Below are 15,976 nucleotides of genomic sequence, written 5' to 3'. Positions count from 1 at the left end.
TCGGCTGGAAGTCTTGCTAACGACATCGTGCAACCTGAGCAGGTTGCAGAGCTAGTCTAAAAGCCCATCTCAAGAAAACGACATGTACAAGCGCTGGTTGACCGCGGGCGAGACAGGCGGAAAATAGCGGGAAAACCGTGATTTTCAGGCGCCAGAAACGACAAAGCCCTTGAGCTGTGAGGCATCAAGGGCTTCGAAATGTGGAGCGGGAAACGAGACTCGAACTCGCGACCCCGACCTTGGCAAGGTCGTGCTCTACCAACTGAGCTATTCCCGCATCGGCGTGTTTGCACCACCGTGGGCGCGAATCATAGAGAGGCGCCCGACAGCTGTCAACGTGCCCGTGCTTATTTGCGCTGACTTTCCAGCTGCTGCGCCAGTTGCTCGATGACCTGGGTAAGCCGATCCATGCGCTCGCTCAGGGCCTCGAACTCGCGCTGGCTGGGAATACCCAGACGCGTCAGGGTGCTGCTCAGGCGGTCATCAATGGCACGCTCGACCTTCTCGCGGGTGTCGGATGCCTTCTCGATGACCTTGTCACGCAGATCGGTGGTGGCATTGTCCGCCAGGTCACGCGTCTTGTTCTCCAGCTCCTCGCCGACCTTGACCAGGTTGTCAAAAAGTTTGCCACCCTCTTCCTCGGCACGGGAGAACGCGCCCAGACCGGCCAGCCAGATCTGCTGCGTGTACTTGCGCAGATCCTTGGCGGGGGCGATCTTCAAACGGCTGCGGGCGTTGCGGATGTCATCGGTCATGCGTCTTCTCTCTACACAGGGCCTGTTGCACTCAGGCCAAAAGCATTTGCAGCACACCGGCCATGCCACCAAGCGCAGCACCGAGTGCAATCAGTATCCACTCATCTTCCTTGAAGGCAGGACGCAGCACATTCTGGAAATCGGCGTTGCTCATGACAAGCATACGTCGGTACAGCAGATTCTCAATCATACGCGAGCGCTCATGGTGGAAGCGAGGCTCGGCCAGCGAATGCAGTGACAAGGACATGACGTGGCCAAGCACCTGCTGGCGCAGCTGCGCCTGTCCCTCGGCCCCGACCGCGAACTGCACCACGGCCTGGACCAGATTGTTGTCGAGCACCGGCGTGAGGTGACGGCGAATGATGGCACGGCTGCGATCCGCCTGCGGCCCCTGCATGATTTCCTGCAGCAGATTGTCCAGAGTCAATACCTCGTCAGCCACCAGCGCCGCAAAGCGCTGCGCGACCTGCGCCTTGTGCTGCAGAAACAGGCCCTGGATACGGAACGGCCCGATCCGGACGGGCTCCAGCGGACGGAACACCAGGTTGAGTGCCAGCCAGTTGGTGACCCAGCCCACCAGCAGGCCGGCAATCGGAATCAGCCAGGGCTCGGGCCAGATCAGCCAGACCGCCAGTTGCACACAGCCGAACAGCAGACCGAACCAGAGCCCGGAGCGCACCACGAAATGCAGCTCGCTGGCACCGACCTCGCGAAAGGCGCGCACCACCAGGGCCGGATTGGCACTGAGCTGCCTGACCACCATGGTGCGCAGATCAATCAGGTCCTCGATGTTTTCTGCCAGCTCGTCGACGATGCCGTCGACCACGACAGGTACCTGACGCCGGATGCGGGCATGGATGCGCTGCTTGACCAGCCAGGGCAACGACTCCCAGAACACCGGATGATGCCGATACATGACATCGTCGATGTGCGACACCATGTCGCGATTGAGGTGATCACTGATGTGCGCAGCCAGCAGCTCCGGCTGCAGCTCGCGGAACAGCTCCGAGAGCGAGGTCAGCCGGGTGAGCGCGTGATCGACAACGAGGCCGGCCATCTTGCCGGCCTTGGCCGGGACGATGCCCTGCCAGCCCAGGTGCAGGAAGCGCCAGCCCATGTAGCGCAGGGGCCGGAACGTCATCTCGATGGCGATCCAGTTGGTGAACCAGCCCACCAGCGCAGCCACCAGCGGCAGGCTCAGCAGCAGCCCGGCCTGCGGCCCCGACAAGAATGCTGGCAACCAGTCCTGCATGCGGATCATGCCTCCGGATACGGGCCCGGGCCCGGTCAGCAACCAGCCTGGGTGGCCGGCAAATCCGACGAGTATACCCAAACCGCCTTGTGGTCGAGCGCGAGCAGGCTAGAATGCGGTTTGCCTTGTCGTGATGACATGACTGCACGCAGAGACCCTTGATGTCCATGGCCGAAGAGCACTACGAATCAGAAGAAGAAACGTTCGACGCCCGCCCAGCCCTCATGCAGGAGTTGTGGCTAGGTGCCCTCGAAACGGTGATCAATGGCGTCATCGACCTGGACCCGCCGACTCGTGCCGAGGTGGCGGCCAACGAGGGCCTGGTGGTGCGCGTGAAAACCTCGGACCCGAATTCGGTGTTCTATGTGCTGTGCACGCGCGAAGGCCTGGAGTTCTCGCACCACAGCCCGGGGCCGGCCAAGGTCCGCATCAGCGGCACGGTGATGTCGCTGCTGGCCGTGCTGGCTGGCCGCAACGGCCTCGATGACTCGCCGCGCATCCACGTCTGGGGCGATGCTGACCAGGTCGGCTGGCTGGTGCGTCTGGCGCGTCAGCTCAACCTGCGCACCTCGGCGCAGAAGTGGCTGCACGACCACATGAACCTGCACGACATCTGGGAAAAGATCCGCGGCCACGACCCGACCTGGATCGCCGACCTGCTGCCCCTGCCGGGCATGATGAAAGACATCCAGACCCAGCTCAAAACCCTGAGCGAGCGCGTCGAGCAGCAGAAGATCAACCTCGCCGAACAGCAGGAGCTGTGGCAGGCGCAGCGACGCTGGGACCTCGGCATGGTGGTGGCGCTGATGACCCTGATGGCGTTTGCGCTGCTGCCGGGCGACAGCCTGGGCCAGCGCCTTGACGCCCTGACCACGGAGCGCCTGCTCTGGATCGGTCTGACCTTGAGTCTGGTGGCGGCACGCATCTGGCGACGCTAGAAGTGCCAGGGCGCAGTCGCCGCCACCGCGACGAATCTGCCAATGTACGAGGCCCCCGGCCTGCCGGGTTTTGCTGATGGAAGCAAAGCCCGGCAGGCCGGGGGCCTCTTTGCATCACTGGCTCAGTCGCGGCGGCGGCGACCCAGCAGGTTCTGCAACCCCTCGTTGAGCAGCTCCCCGCCCGACTTGGCGGCACGCCAGGTGCTGTCGCGCAGCTCCTCTTCCGACCGGGTTTCCGACAGGCTCTCAATGACCGCGCGCTTGACGCGCACCTCGACGGTACGGGCAATCGACTCGTGCAGATCATCCATCTGCTGCTGCCAGACCAGCTGACCCTGGCGGCGCAGCCACCAGCGCATCATGAACACGGTGAAAAGACTCGACAGCAGGGCTGTTCCCAGCATTTGCAACATCAGCATGATCGGGTTCCGGAATTCAACAGGACGATGTGAGCGTGAAACGACTCAGCGGCGCGTGATCAGCGAACGCAGGTCACCACGCGGGCACGGCGGATCTTCGCCGGGAATGTAACCGCCCACCAGGGTGGCGAGCCCCGGGGCCAGCACGCTGGCCTCGAAGGCACGCACCTCGGCCAGCGTGAATGCCTTGCCGGTGGTGAGAATGCTTTCTTCCAGCCAGCTCTGCAAGGACGCGATCAACGGCATGTGGCTGACCACGATGAGCTCCTCGACGTCGTCGCGGGCATGCAGGCTGATGCTCTGCTCGGCACGCAGCGGATCGCCGTCCGGAATCAGGTCGTCCAGCATCTCGATGCGCTCGCAGCCCAGGCTCTGGCTGATCACGTTGGCAGTCTGGCGGGCACGGCAATACGGACTCATCAGGATACGCGTCGACCCGGAGACCTGCTGGCACAGCCAGTCGGCGCTCTGCTGCGCCTGCTCCCAGCCCAGCGCCGTCAGCTCGCGGGCCGAATCCTGGCTGGCTTCGGGCTGGGCCTCGGCATGGCGTACCAGATAGATTCTCATGCTCAGACATCACCCGGCTTGGGCAGCACGAACTCGACGTCGCTGCTCTGGCTCGACAGCATCATCGCCTGCACAACCTCGTAGAGCGAGCGACCATTGAAAATGATCTCGTAGAGACCGCAGACCAGCGGCATGCGTATGCCCAGCTCGTCGGACTTGTGCTTGACCATCTGGATGGTGTTGATGCCCTCGGCGGTCTGCTCCAGATCCTCGACGATCTCGGCCAGGGTCTGGCCCTGCCCGATGGCATAGCCCACCTGGTAGTTGCGGCTCAGCGACGACGAACAGGTGGCCACCAGATCACCGACCCCGGCCAGCCCCAGGAAGGTCAGCGGATTGGCGCCGAGATGCACGGCAAAACGGCTCATTTCGGCCAGCGAGCGGGTCAGCAGCATGGCACGGGCGTTCTCGCCGAGCTGATGTGCCGCCGCCATGCCGGAGGCCACGGCATAGATGTTCTTGAGCGCCCCGCCAAGCTCGACACCATAGACGTCGGTGTTGGAGAAAACCCGGAAGAACGGTGACGACAGCACGGCATGCACGCTGTCGCGCAGCTCCTCGTCATGGCTGGCGATGACGGTGCCGGCCAGTTGCCGCGCCATGATCTCCTTGGCCAGGTTGGGACCGCTGAGCACGCCGATGCGCGACAGGCCCGACTCCTCGACGAGGATTTCGCTCATCAACGCGAAGCTGTCGGTCTCGATGCCCTTGGTGGTGCTGATCAGCATCTGCTCGGGACGGAACGCCGGACGTGCCGCCTGCAGCACCGCACGGAAGGCCTTGCTGGGAATCGACACGAAAATGACATCGGCAGCGCCAACGACGGCCTGCAGGTCGTCGCTGAACTTGAGGCCGGCTTCGAGCGTGAAGCCAGGCAGATAGCGGGTATTCTCGTGACTGGCACGCATGTCGGCGAGTTGCTGCGGATCGCGCAGCCAGAGCGTGGTGTCGTGACCGTTGCCGGCAGCCAGATTGGCAATCACGGTACCGAAGCTGCCACCGCCCAACACGGCGACCTTGAACTGGGGCATGAACAATTCCTTGCAGACGGTGCCTGACCTTCAGGTCACCGAGAGTAACAGATCGCTCGATTATACTGACGAGCGGTCTGTCGCACAGGAATTCTGTCGGACGATACGCAAGATGACATGACCGGTACAGGGTGCTCCCGGCACACGGTCACGTCATTCCTCGCGACGGCTGAAGCCCCTGCCTCAGAGCGCCTGCAGCAGGCGTTGCACGCGACGCACGTAGGCGGCCGGATCTTCCAGCTGGGCGCCCTCGGCAAGCGCGGCCTGATCCAGCAGCACCTCGGCGAGATCGGCAAAACGCGCCTCATCGGACTCTGCCGCCAGGCGCTCGACCAGGCGATGCACCGGATTGATCTCGAGGATGGGCTTGGACTCGGGCAGCTTCTGGCCGGCCGCTTCCATGAGCTGGCGCATCTGGAAGCCCATGTCGAAGGCATCCAGCACCAGGCAGGTCGGCGACTCGCTCAGGCGCGTGGTCACGCGCACATCCTTGACGCGCTCACCCAGGCTCTTCTTCAGACGAGCAACCAGCGACTCGGCCTGCTTGCTCTGCTCCTCGCTCAGCACCGGATCGCTGTCGGCATCACCGCCCTCGATCGTCGACAGGTCGATCTCGCCCTTGCCGACGTGCTGGAACTTCCTGCCGTCAAACGACGACAGGTAACTCATCATCCACTCGTCGATGCGGTCGACCAGCAGCAGCACCTCGACCCCCTTCTTGCGGAACACCTCCAGATGCGGACTCTGGCTGGCCTTGGCATGGTTGTCGGCAGTCAGGAAGTAGATGGTGTCCTGTCCCGGCTTCATGCGCTCGACGTACTGCGCCAGCGATACCGACTGCGTGCCGTCGTTGGCGGTGCTGGCAAAGCGCAGCAGCTTGGCGACACGCTCCTGGTTGGCATGGTCCTCGCCAATGCCCTCCTTCAGTACCTGACCGAAGGCGGCATAGAAGGTGGCGTACTTGTCCGGGTCGTCCGCGAGCTTGGCGATCATGTCGAGGGCACGCTTGGTCAGCGCCGACTTCATGCTGTCGATCACATCAGACGACTGCAGCAGCTCGCGCGACACGTTCAGCGGCAGGTCGGCGGAATCGACCACCCCCTTGATGAAACGCAGGTACAGCGGCAGGAACTGCTCGGCGTCATCCATGATGAACACGCGCTGCACGTAGAGCTTGAGGCCGCGCACGCCCTCGCGCTGGTAGAGATCGAACGGGGCACGGCCCGGGACATAGAGCAGCGAGGTGTACTCGAGCTTGCCCTCGACCTTGTTGTGGCTCCAGCCCAGGGCATCATCCATGGCATGGGCGATGTGCTTGTAGAAACCCTGGTAGTCATCATCGCTGAGCTCGGTGCGCGGGCGCGTCCACAGCGCCTTGGCCTGGTTGACGACTTCCCACTCACCGACCTCGCCCTCCTTCACGGACGGCTTGCGCAGATGCACCGGCAGCTCGATGTGCTCGGCGTACTTGCTGATGATGCTGCGCACGCGCCAGCTGTCGGCGAACTCGCGGGCGGACTCGCGCAGGTGCAGGGTGATGGCGGTGCCGCGACGGGCATCGCTGACGGTCTCGACGGTGAACTCGCCGGTACCCTCGGACTCCCAGCGCACGGCCTGGTCGGCCGGCAGGCCGGCGCGACGGGTCACCAGCGAGACGCGATCAGCGACCACGAAGCTGGAATAGAAGCCGACGCCGAACTGGCCGATGAGCTGGCTGTCCTTCTTCTGGTCGCCGGACAGCTTCTGCAGGAACTCGGCGGTGCCGGAGCGCGCGATGGTGCCGAGGTTGCGCACCACCTCGTCACGGCTCATGCCGATGCCGTTGTCACGCAGGGTCAGCGTGCCGGCGTCCTTGTCGATCTCGATCCAGATGCCCAGCTCCGGCTCGTCGGCCAGCAGGCTGGCATCCGACAGTGCTTCAAAGCGCAGCTTGTCGGCGGCATCGGACGCGTTCGAAACCAGCTCGCGCAGGAAGATCTCGGGGTTGCTGTACAGCGAGTGGATCATCAGATGCAGCAGTTTCGACACTTCGGTCTGGAAGCCGAGGGTCTCGCGCTGGGCAGTGTGCTCGGGGGCCGTGCTCATGACAGTTCTCCGGAAGTGGACAGGAAACGGACGTGTTTCTGATGTGGTGCCGGATGGCGAAAACTCAAGGGTGCCGTTTGTCGAGAAAACAGACGGCGGCAGCTGCGTTTCCGACAAAAATGCGACTAGACTCGATGTCATGCTTGCGGCATCGCCCAAGCACCTTCCAAGACATGAGGGACACAGAATGAAAAAGCTGCTTGCTGTTGCCGTGCTGAGCTGCGCCAGCACCGTCTCGTTTGCCGACCAGGACGTCGGTTGCGGTCTCGGCACCGCCCTGTGGGCCGGCCAGTCGGGCCTGCTGCCCAAGGTACTTGCCGCCACCACCAACGGCACCCTGGGCAACCAGACCTTCGGCATCTCCACCGGCACCCTGGGCTGCCAGAAGAACGGCACCATCACTTCGCGCGTGCGTCTGAGCATGTTCACCGGCTCCAACATCGAGAAGCTGGCACGTGACATGTCGGTCGGCCAGGGCGAAACCTTGAACGTGCTCGCCGACCTGATGGGCGTCACCGAGGCTGACAAGCCGGTGTTCTTCCAGGCCACCCGCAGCCACTTCGGCGAAATCTTCGCGCCCGCCAACGCCACCGCCGGCGATGTGCTGAATGCGCTGGATGCCGTCATGGCCCGCGACGAACGCCTGTCGGCCTACACCACCAAGGCCTGATCGTCGCTGTCGTCACGCCCTGCCCCGGCAGGGCGTGATCTCTTAACACGATTTCTCACGGACGCCTGACCGACTGCATGCCGCACCGCTCCCGACGCCCGACCGACTCCCCTGAAAAACCGCTGTGGCTCAGCTTTGCGCTGACCATGACCTTGCTGCTGGCCAGCGCCTGGGCGCAAGCCACCCTGCCCGCTCAGGAGCCCGATGCGCTGACCGCGCTGGCACGAGAGCCTTACTGGCATCAGCTGCTGCGTGATCGCACGCCTGATGACGGCCGCTATCTGAGCCCGGTAACGCAAACCGGCTTCTTTCTGTCACCCGATGGCGCACGCGATGCCGCAGCCGAGCTGCGCGCACTGGTCAGTCGCCTGAACCAGCCCGCCACCGACCTGGCCCCGAACGACCATCCCGCATGCCACTTTCCGGCCCGCGTGCTGTGGCTGCGCAGTCAGCTGCCGCTGCAGGCTGCGGCCTGGCCGCAACCGGCCTGTCCGGACCTGGACACCTGGCTGCAGGCACTCGACACCGCTGCCGTCACCCTGGTGTTCGCCAGCGATTACCTGAACAACCCGTCGTCAATGTTCGGCCACACCCTCCTGCGTCTGGATGCACGCACTCAGACCGACGACACCCGCCTGCTCGCCTATGCCATCAACTACTCGGCGCAGACAGCGACCAGCAACGGCCTGGAGTTCGCGGTCAAGGGCCTGACCGGAGGCTATCCCGGCAAATTCTCGCTGCTGCCTTACTACGAGAAGGTCAAGGAATACAACGACTGGGAAAGCCGCGACCTCTGGGAATACGAACTCGACTTCACGCCGGACGAGGTCAGACGTCTGGTGCTGACGCAGTGGGAATGGCAGGAAGTCACCGACCCCTACTTCTTTCTCAGCCGCAACTGCTCCTACGCCCTGCTCGGGCTGATCGAGATGGCCCGCCCCGGTCTGCGTCTGCAGAACCGGTTTCCGGTCGCGGTGATTCCCAGCGACACCTTGCGCGCGGTCATAGCCCAGCCCGGCCTGCTCAAGCGCATCACCTGGCGCCCGGCCAGCGGCACCCGCCTCGCCGCCGCGGTCAGTCGCAACGACCGCGCCACCAACCGGGCCGCCGTGACCCTGGCCGCCGCGCCACGTGACCCGGTGCGCGACCAGCTGACCCCGGTGCAGGCGGCACGCGCCTACGAGGTCGCCTATGACGATCTCTACAGCCGTCATGTCAGCCGCAAGGCCGATGCCGATGCCCCTGCACGCCTGCGCCAGCTGCTCACCGAGCGCAGCCGCATCGCCGAACGCGATCAGCGCGTCACCTTGCAACGACCGGCACTGGACCCGTCGCAGGGGCATGATACGGCGCGCTGGGGGCTGGGCTGGCTGCATGACGGCAGCGAGGACGCTGCACTCATTCATTACCGCCCGGCCTACCACGACTGGCTGGATGCCAATGCCGGCTATCGCGAAGGCGCCCGCATCGACTTCCTGTCTTCGACCTGGCGAGCCGGTGCAGATCGCCTGACCCTGCAGGAAGGCTCGGTGGTCGCCATCGACTCGCTGGCCCCGGCCGACGGCCTGCGCCAGCCGCTGTCCTGGTCAGTGCGACTGGGTGCCGACCGCGCGCTCGGCGACCGCCCCGACGATGACCGCACGCACGGCATGGCCGTGTTCGAAGGTGGTGGCGGGCTGGCGCGGCGCCTCGGCAGCACGCTCTGCCACGCCCAGTCGCACAGTGATGCACGCGGCGGTCGCGGGCTGGACCGAGGCTGGGAGGTCGGTGCCGGCGCTCGCCTGGGCTGCATCGGTGGTGGCGAACGCCTGCGCTGGCTGGCAGAAAGTCGCCATCTGTATCGCTGGCCCGTGCAGGACATGACCCACCTCTGGCGCAGCGGACTGCACTGGAGCCCGGCTGGCAGCGCCCAGGCCCTGCGCCTGGAATGGCAGCGCGAATGGCGCGACACGCGTCATGACGTGCTCAGCCTTCAGTGGCTGCGCTACTTCTGAATTTCGCCTCGGCGCCGGAATCGGCTACCATATGGCCTCGGCATCCGGCCGCCCCCATACTCCCCCCCTGAGTCCCCTGAGAGAGCCCTCATGCAAATCGCACAAGATTGCGTCGCCCTGATCGACTACACCCTGACCAACGATGCCGGTGACGTCATTGACAGCTCCCAGGGTGGCGAGCCCCTGGCCTACCTGCACGGCCACCAGAACATCATTCCGGGCCTGGAAAAGGCACTGGCCGGCAAGACCGCCGGTGACTCGCTGAAGGTCAGCATCGCCCCGGCCGAAGGCTACGGCGACAAGAACCCGAGCCTGGTCGAACAGGTGCCGCGTCACATGTTCTCGGGCGTCGACAACATCGAAGTCGGCATGCAGTTCCACGCCCAGACCGGCGGCGGCATGCAGGTCATCACCGTGTCGGCCGTTGATGGCGACACCATCACCGTCGACGGCAACCACCCGCTGGCTGGCGAGACCCTGCACTTCGACGTCACCGTCAAGGAAGTGCGCGCTGCCTCGCAGGAAGAGCTGGATCACGGCCATGTGCACGGCGTCGGTGGTCACCACCACTGAGCGCGCAACAGTCGCACCACAATAAACCCGCCCAGGCGGGTTTTATTGTTTCTGGGCAGCCGGCTACGATCACTCACCATGTCATCATGCAAGGGAATGAAGATGAAACGACTGATCTTGACTGCCAGCGCCTTGGTTGGACTGTCTGGGTGTGCAATTCACCAGCAGGTGCAACCGCTTCCCAGTGTTGCTTCGCGCGAAATCTGCATCATTGAAAACAATGAGGTACGTGGCGGTTTCCTGCGGGCCTATCAAGACGCACTATCAAGCAAGAACTATGTCATCAGGGTGCTGCCTCCGCAAAGCGCACTCGATAGCTGCCTGCTGACCTCGACGTATACCGCGAACTGGCGCTGGGATCTCGCGCTCTACATGGCGTATGCGGATATCACCGTGTACAGGAACGGGCAGGTGTATGGAAATGCCCGGTACGACGCCAAGCGCGGCTCAGCCAACATGAACAAGTTCATCGATGCTGATCAGAAGATCGCCGAGCTGGTCAATGAACTGTACCCCTCCGGCTACTTGTACCGGGCAATGCCCTGACCCGTGAGTTCTGCGCTCGGCCACCCTGTATCTGTTCAAAGCCAGGCGGTATAGTAGCCGCCTAGTGTACAAAGCCGAACAACAAGACCTATTCAGGTTGACCAGAACAAGACGGACATGATCAGGACAGGATGTCTCTCGCCCAGCCGCTTTGTCATTGACGACTGGTCGGCATGGGCCCCGGGCCTGAACAGCAAGGATGCCTGGCAGCCCTGGCCTGAAGTACTGCCTGTCTGTGACGAGACCATGCCTGCGCTGACACAGATGCCGGCCATGATGCGTCGTCGCCTGGATCGTCTGGGACGCATGGCACTGCATGTCGCCTATGATTGCCACCGTGACGATGCCACCATCATCTTCTGCTCGCGACATGGCGACCTGACCCGCTCGCTGGATCTGCTGCGCGAGCTGGCCGACAGCGGATCCACATCTCCCACCAGCTTCAGCCTTTCCGTGCACAACGCGATAGCGGCGCTGTTCTCGATCGCGCGTGGCGACACCGCATCCTACAGCGCTGTCGCTGCCGGCCCGGACAGCGTGGAAGCCGCCTTCGTCGAGGCTCTGGGGCTGCTTGCCGATGGCACGCCTGCCGTGCTCATCGTGTGCTATGAAGACCGTGCCGAGCCACCCTACGACGACTTCCCGGAAACCTGCCAGACAGCCCATGCCTGGGCCTGCCGTATTCGTTCGGCGCCTGCGGATGGTCCCGGCCTGAGTCTGAGCTGTCGCCACAATGATCGGCAGATGAACATCAGCCGCCCCGACCTGCCTGGCGGTCTGGCGGCATTGCGCTTCCTGTTGTCGAATGACGCACAGCATGAACATTGCACCGGCAGCCGCATCTGGCAGTGGCAACGGCATGCGTGAGGCACTGGATCGTGGCTGGCGCATCATCGCCACCGGCATTGCATTTTCAACCTTCGGCATCGGCGGACTGCTGCTGCGCATTCTGGTGTTTCCGGTGCTGCAACTCGGCATCCGCGACCGGGTGCGGCGGTCACGCTATGCACGTTTGACCGTTCATCACGCCTTCCGCCTGTTCATTGCCTGGATGAAGCTGCTGGGCATTCTCCGTTATGACGTGCACGGGCTTGAGCGCCTGCAGCGTGACGGCCTGCTGATTCTCGCCAATCACCCGACCCTGCTCGATGTGGTGTTCCTGGTATCGCTGGTGCCCAACGCGGACTGCGTGGTCAAGGCCGGACTGGCACGCAATCCGTTCACGCGCGGCCCTGTCACGGCCACCGGATACATCTGCAACGACTCGGGTGCGGGACTGATCAGTGACTGCATCGCCTCGGTACGTGCCGGGGGCAACCTGATCATTTTCCCCGAAGGAACACGGACACCCGCCGCAGGTCCCATGCAACTGCAACGTGGCGCAGCCAACATTGCCGTTCGCGGGCAGCTCGACATGACCCTGGTGCGCATTCGCTGCGAGCCACGCAGCCTCACCAAGGGGCTGCCGTGGTGGAACGTGCCGCCACGACGCATGCACTTCACCATCACCGTCGAGGACGACCTGCCGGTGCAGCCCTTCATCGAGGCGGCCGGCGGTGAAGCCGGCATCGCGGCACGACGCCTGACCGACCATCTGCACACACACTTTGCCACGGAGCATTCACCCCATGCAGGCACTTGAACTGGAGATCAAGGAGCTGCTTGTGTCAGCCCTGAACCTCGAAGACATCGCACCCGATGACATCGACCCCGAAGCCCCCTTGTTCAACGAGGGTCTGGCGCTGGACTCGATCGATGCCCTCGAGCTTGGTCTGGCGCTGCAGAAACGCTACGGCCTGACGCTGTCTGCCGACTCTGCCGAAACACGGCGCCATTTCGCCAGCATTCGCGCCCTGGCCACTCTGGTCGCCGAACAACGCACCCGCTGAACACTGGAATCGTCATGACCAAGCAGGAAATCTTCGATCGCCTCGCCGCGATCCTCAAGGAAACCTTTGAAATCAGCCCTGAGCGCATCACGCCGGAGGCACGGCTTTACGAGGATCTGGATATCGACAGCATTGATGCCGTCGACATGATCGTGAAGCTCAAGCCCCTGGTCGGTGCGCGCCTGAACGCCGAGGCGTTCAAGGCCGTCAGAACGCTGCAGGATGTCGTTGATGCCCTGCATACGCTGCTGACCGAGCCAGCCAGCGCCTGATCATGCGCCTGGCCATGGTGTCGGTGCTGACACTGACCTATCCCTTGCTGGTCTTTCTCGGCATGCAGCATGCCGAGCCGCGCCAGCTCGCCCTGCTGCTGATGGTGCTGGCGGTTGCCCGCGCCCTTGGCCAGCGCAACCGGATATGGCTGCTGGTCAGCGCACTCGCCACCGGCCTGGCCGCCATGGCCTGGTTTGGCAACCAGCTGCTGCCGCTGCAGCTTTACCCGGTACTGGTCAATGCGACCCTGCTCGTGCTTTTTCTGCTCAGCCTGCGCTTTCCGCCATCAGCCATCGAGCGCCTCGCACGCCTCCGTGAGCCCGATCTTCCGGAATCCGGGGTGCGCTACACCCGCCGCGTCACCCAGGTCTGGTGCGTTTTCTTTGTTTTCAACGGCAGCATGGCACTGATCACCGCGCTCTGGTGCAGCCCCGAAATCTGGGCGCTCTACAACGGCCTGATTGCCTATCTGCTGATGGCTGCGCTGTTTGGCGCCGAATGGCTGGTGCGCCAGCATGTCCGCGCCGGGGCTGGCCATGACTGACAGGTTGCCACTCGAACAGCTGCTGGCACAGGGACGCCCGGCGGCACACCCGGTTGCGCTCACCCCGGATGGCCCGCGCGACTTCCGGGATTTCATGCTGGCCGTCAGCGCCTGGGCGGAGACCTTCCGCACCACCACGGCACAGCGTATTGCGCTGTATTGCGAGGACAGCTTCGAGTTCGCCAGCGCCCTGTTCGCTGCCTGGCATAGCGGGAAATGCGTCTTCCTGCCCGGTGACGGCCTGCCCGGTACGCTGACGGCTCTGGCTGCCAAGGTCGATGCCTTTGCTGGCGACCTTCCGAAGGCCCTCAAGCCTGCACCAGCCACGGCAGGCACTGATGCCCCGATGACCTGGTCGGCACTCAACCCTGATGCCGAGCAGCTGGTCATTTTCACGTCAGGCTCCACCGGCACTCCTGAGGCCATCGGCAAGCGTCTGGGCCAGCTGTTTCGCGAGGCGGGCAATCTCGCCCGGTGCTTCAACCATGCGCTGCCGGCATCGGCCATCGTGCTGGCCACGGTGTCGCACCAGCATATCTACGGTCTGCTGTTCCGCATTCTCTGGCCGCTGGCCAGCGGCCATGCCTTTGTCAGCACGCGCCTCGCGTATCCGGAAGACATGCTGGCAGCCATGCGCTCATGTTCTGCCGTGCTGGTCGCCAGCCCGGCACACCTGAAGCGACTGCCTGTCCACCTGCCGTGGTCGGAAGCCCGGCCATTCATGCTGTTCAGCTCAGGCGGACCGCTGCCGGTAGAGGCCCTTCACGCCTGTCGCACCCTGCTCGGCCAGGCCCCGCGGGAGATCTTCGGCAGCTCGGAGACAGGTGGCATTGCCTGGCGCCAGCGTCATGCCGATGACAACGCATGCTGGCAGCCGCTGCCCGGCGTGACACTGGAGGTCCGCGACGGACTGCTTCACGTCAGCTCCGAGCATGCTCCTGACAGCACCTGGCTGGATGCCCGTACCCGTGCTCGCCACACCCCGGCCGGCATCGTGCTGGAGGGGCGTACCGACCAGATCGTGAAGATCGAGGAAAAGCGCGTTTCACTGACCGCTGTCGAAGCGCTGCTGCTCGCCACCGGACTGGTCCATGAGGTCGGACTGGTCATGCTGGAACGTCCGCGCACAGGCCTTGGCGTCGTCATCGTGCTGTCGCCGGCAGGCCGCGAGCTGCTGTCCCGGCAAGGCCGACAGGTTGTCAACGCGCAGCTGCGCGAGGCGCTGGCCGGGCACCTGGATCCGGTTTCGCTGCCGCGGCGTTGGCGCCATGTCGAACAGCTGCCGGTGAATGCCCAGGGCAAGGTCACCCAGGCAGCGCTGAACGCCTGCTTTCAGGAGACATTCGCGCCGCCCGAGGCCGTGCTGCTGCAGCATGCCGATGGCGAGGCCAGGCTGAGCCTGATGGTGCCAGCCGGGTCGGATCATTTCGCCGGGCATTTCCCCGGCCAGCCGGTACTGCCCGGCGTGACCCAGCTGGACTGGGCCATCCATTACGGCCGCCGTCTTTTTGATCTGTCAGCCGCCTTCATGCGTCTTGAACAGGTCAAGTTCCAGCAGCTGATCACGCCGGACCTGCCACTGACCCTGATCCTGGGTCACGACCCGGCCCGCCAGCTGCTGACGTTCCGCTTTGTCTCGGAGCACGGTGCTCATGCCAGCGGCCGCATTGTCTTTGGAGATGCCTGATGAACTGCTGCGCGGTGATTCCGGTCTACAACCACGGCGAGGCAGTGGGTGCCGTGGTGCAGGCCGTGCGCCAGCAGGGCCTGCCCTGCATCCTGGTTGACGATGGCAGCGAGCCGGGATGCGCCGCCGTTCTGGACACGCTGAGCGCCAGCGATCCGCTGCTGACCCTGGTGCGCCTGCCGGAAAACCTGGGCAAGGGCGGCGCCGTCATGGCCGGTCTGCGCCAGGCAGCCAGTCTGGGCTACAGCCATGCGCTGCAGATTGATGCCGATGGTCAGCATGACAGCACCGACATCCCCGCCCTGCTGGCACTGGCGAGCGCGCACCCGGACATGCTGATCTCGGGGCGCCCGGTCTATGACGACAGCATTCCCAAGGGACGTCTGTACGGGCGCTACGTGACGCATGTCTGGGTCTGGATCAACACCCTGTCCCTGAGCATCCGTGACTCGATGTGCGGATTCAGGGTCTATCCCCTGGCCGCCACCCTGACGCTGCTGGATCAGGTGTCACTGGGGCGGCGCATGGATTTCGACATCGAGATCATGGTCAGACTGCATTGGCAGGGCATCGGCATCGTGCAGATGCCGACCCGCGTGCGTTACCCGGCAGACGGCATATCCCACTTCAAGGGCCTGCTCGACAATGCGCTGATTTCACGCATGCATGCCCTGCTGTTCTTCGGGATGCTGCTGCGACTGCCACTGCTGCTCTGGCGCAAGCTGCCTGACCGCATGCGGCGGGAGACCTGAC

The 15,976-nt window shown here is 64.1% G+C and carries 18 protein-coding genes and 1 tRNA gene; 12 read left to right on the top strand and 7 right to left on the bottom strand.

Annotated features, from left to right (window positions below; genetic code table 11):
• Positions 1-201: 201 nt before the first annotated feature.
• From F595_RS0104075 to F595_RS0104065, 3 genes are all read right to left on the bottom strand, one after another.
• Positions 202-277 (bottom strand) — tRNA-Gly (locus tag F595_RS0104075).
• Between the two features lie 70 nt (positions 278-347).
• Positions 348-755 (bottom strand): phasin family protein, encoded by a 408-nt coding sequence (locus tag F595_RS0104070; RefSeq protein ID WP_022955600.1) that lies wholly within the window; start codon positions 753-755, stop codon positions 348-350.
• 31 nt (positions 756-786) lie between these two features.
• Complete coding sequence (locus F595_RS0104065; protein WP_022955599.1) at positions 787-2,016, bottom strand: DUF445 domain-containing protein; 1,230 nt, start codon at positions 2,014-2,016, stop codon at positions 787-789.
• 152 nt (positions 2,017-2,168) lie between these two features.
• On the opposite strand from F595_RS0104065, the gene F595_RS0104060 reads away from it, so the two are divergent.
• Positions 2,169-2,945, top strand: coding sequence for a hypothetical protein (locus F595_RS0104060; protein ID WP_022955598.1), 777 nt, complete (start codon positions 2,169-2,171; stop codon positions 2,943-2,945).
• A gap of 122 nt (positions 2,946-3,067) precedes the next feature.
• Here the strand turns inward: F595_RS0104060 and F595_RS0104055 are convergent, their stop codons facing one another.
• The 4 genes from F595_RS0104055 to htpG form a co-directional block, all read right to left on the bottom strand.
• Complete coding sequence (locus F595_RS0104055) at positions 3,068-3,364, bottom strand: hypothetical protein (protein WP_022955597.1); 297 nt, start codon at positions 3,362-3,364, stop codon at positions 3,068-3,070.
• A 45-nt stretch (positions 3,365-3,409) separates the two neighbouring features.
• The gene (sixA, locus tag F595_RS12655) at positions 3,410-3,931 is read right to left on the bottom strand and encodes a phosphohistidine phosphatase SixA (protein WP_022955596.1); all 522 of its coding nucleotides are present in this window, start codon (positions 3,929-3,931) and stop codon (positions 3,410-3,412) included.
• A 2-nt stretch (positions 3,932-3,933) separates the two neighbouring features.
• On the bottom strand, positions 3,934-4,962 hold the full coding sequence (locus tag F595_RS0104045) for an NAD(P)H-dependent glycerol-3-phosphate dehydrogenase (protein ID WP_022955595.1): 1,029 nt from the start codon (positions 4,960-4,962) through the stop codon (positions 3,934-3,936).
• A gap of 183 nt (positions 4,963-5,145) precedes the next feature.
• The gene (htpG, locus tag F595_RS0104040) at positions 5,146-7,047 is read right to left on the bottom strand and encodes a molecular chaperone HtpG (RefSeq protein WP_022955593.1); all 1,902 of its coding nucleotides are present in this window, start codon (positions 7,045-7,047) and stop codon (positions 5,146-5,148) included.
• Positions 7,048-7,234: 187 nt separating this feature from the next.
• Between htpG and F595_RS0104035 the strand changes: the two genes are divergently transcribed.
• The 11 genes from F595_RS0104035 to F595_RS0103985 all read left to right on the top strand — a co-directional run bounded on the left by F595_RS0104035 (position 7,235) and on the right by F595_RS0103985 (position 15,975).
• Positions 7,235-7,717, top strand: a complete 483-nt coding sequence (locus F595_RS0104035) for a DUF3015 family protein (RefSeq protein ID WP_022955592.1) — start codon at positions 7,235-7,237, stop codon at positions 7,715-7,717.
• Positions 7,718-7,794: 77 nt separating this feature from the next.
• Positions 7,795-9,711 carry an Lnb N-terminal periplasmic domain-containing protein gene (locus tag F595_RS12650; RefSeq protein ID WP_022955591.1) on the top strand — a complete coding sequence of 639 codons (1,917 nt, stop codon included), beginning with the start codon at positions 7,795-7,797 and terminating at the stop codon, positions 9,709-9,711.
• Positions 9,712-9,801: 90 nt separating this feature from the next.
• Positions 9,802-10,284 carry an FKBP-type peptidyl-prolyl cis-trans isomerase gene (locus tag F595_RS0104025; protein WP_022955590.1) on the top strand — a complete coding sequence of 161 codons (483 nt, stop codon included), beginning with the start codon at positions 9,802-9,804 and terminating at the stop codon, positions 10,282-10,284.
• A 102-nt stretch (positions 10,285-10,386) separates the two neighbouring features.
• Entirely contained in the window at positions 10,387-10,830 is a 444-nt protein-coding gene (locus tag F595_RS12645) for an Sbal_3080 family lipoprotein (RefSeq protein ID WP_040568159.1), read from the top strand.
• Positions 10,831-10,947: 117 nt separating this feature from the next.
• Positions 10,948-11,697, top strand: a complete 750-nt coding sequence (locus F595_RS0104015; RefSeq protein ID WP_022955588.1) for a beta-ketoacyl synthase chain length factor — start codon at positions 10,948-10,950, stop codon at positions 11,695-11,697.
• Complete coding sequence (locus tag F595_RS0104010) at positions 11,648-12,472, top strand: lysophospholipid acyltransferase family protein (protein ID WP_022955587.1); 825 nt, start codon at positions 11,648-11,650, stop codon at positions 12,470-12,472. The genes F595_RS0104015 and F595_RS0104010 overlap by 50 nt, the downstream gene beginning before the upstream one ends.
• Positions 12,459-12,719, top strand: a complete 261-nt coding sequence (locus tag F595_RS0104005; RefSeq protein WP_022955586.1) for a phosphopantetheine-binding protein — start codon at positions 12,459-12,461, stop codon at positions 12,717-12,719. Before F595_RS0104010 ends, F595_RS0104005 begins: the two co-directional genes overlap by 14 nt.
• Positions 12,720-12,733: 14 nt before the next feature.
• Positions 12,734-12,991 carry an acyl carrier protein gene (locus F595_RS0104000; protein WP_022955585.1) on the top strand — a complete coding sequence of 86 codons (258 nt, stop codon included), beginning with the start codon at positions 12,734-12,736 and terminating at the stop codon, positions 12,989-12,991.
• Positions 12,992-12,993: 2 nt separating this feature from the next.
• The gene (locus F595_RS0103995) at positions 12,994-13,536 is read left to right on the top strand and encodes a COG4648 family protein (protein WP_022955584.1); all 543 of its coding nucleotides are present in this window, start codon (positions 12,994-12,996) and stop codon (positions 13,534-13,536) included.
• On the top strand, positions 13,529-15,223 hold the full coding sequence (locus F595_RS0103990; protein WP_026913203.1) for an AMP-binding protein: 1,695 nt from the start codon (positions 13,529-13,531) through the stop codon (positions 15,221-15,223). The genes F595_RS0103995 and F595_RS0103990 overlap by 8 nt, the downstream gene beginning before the upstream one ends.
• A complete protein-coding gene (locus F595_RS0103985; protein WP_022955582.1) occupies positions 15,223-15,975 on the top strand; it encodes a glycosyltransferase family 2 protein in 753 nt (250 codons plus the stop codon). The genes F595_RS0103990 and F595_RS0103985 overlap by 1 nt, the downstream gene beginning before the upstream one ends.
• Position 15,976: the final 1 nt, after the last annotated feature.

Origin of the sequence: Perlucidibaca piscinae DSM 21586 (genome assembly GCF_000420045.1) — a bacterium.
Lineage (GTDB): Bacteria > Pseudomonadota > Gammaproteobacteria > Pseudomonadales > Moraxellaceae > Perlucidibaca > Perlucidibaca piscinae.
The sequence above is the reverse complement of the archived record's forward strand: the minus strand, read 5'-3'. Positions and strand labels throughout refer to the sequence as shown.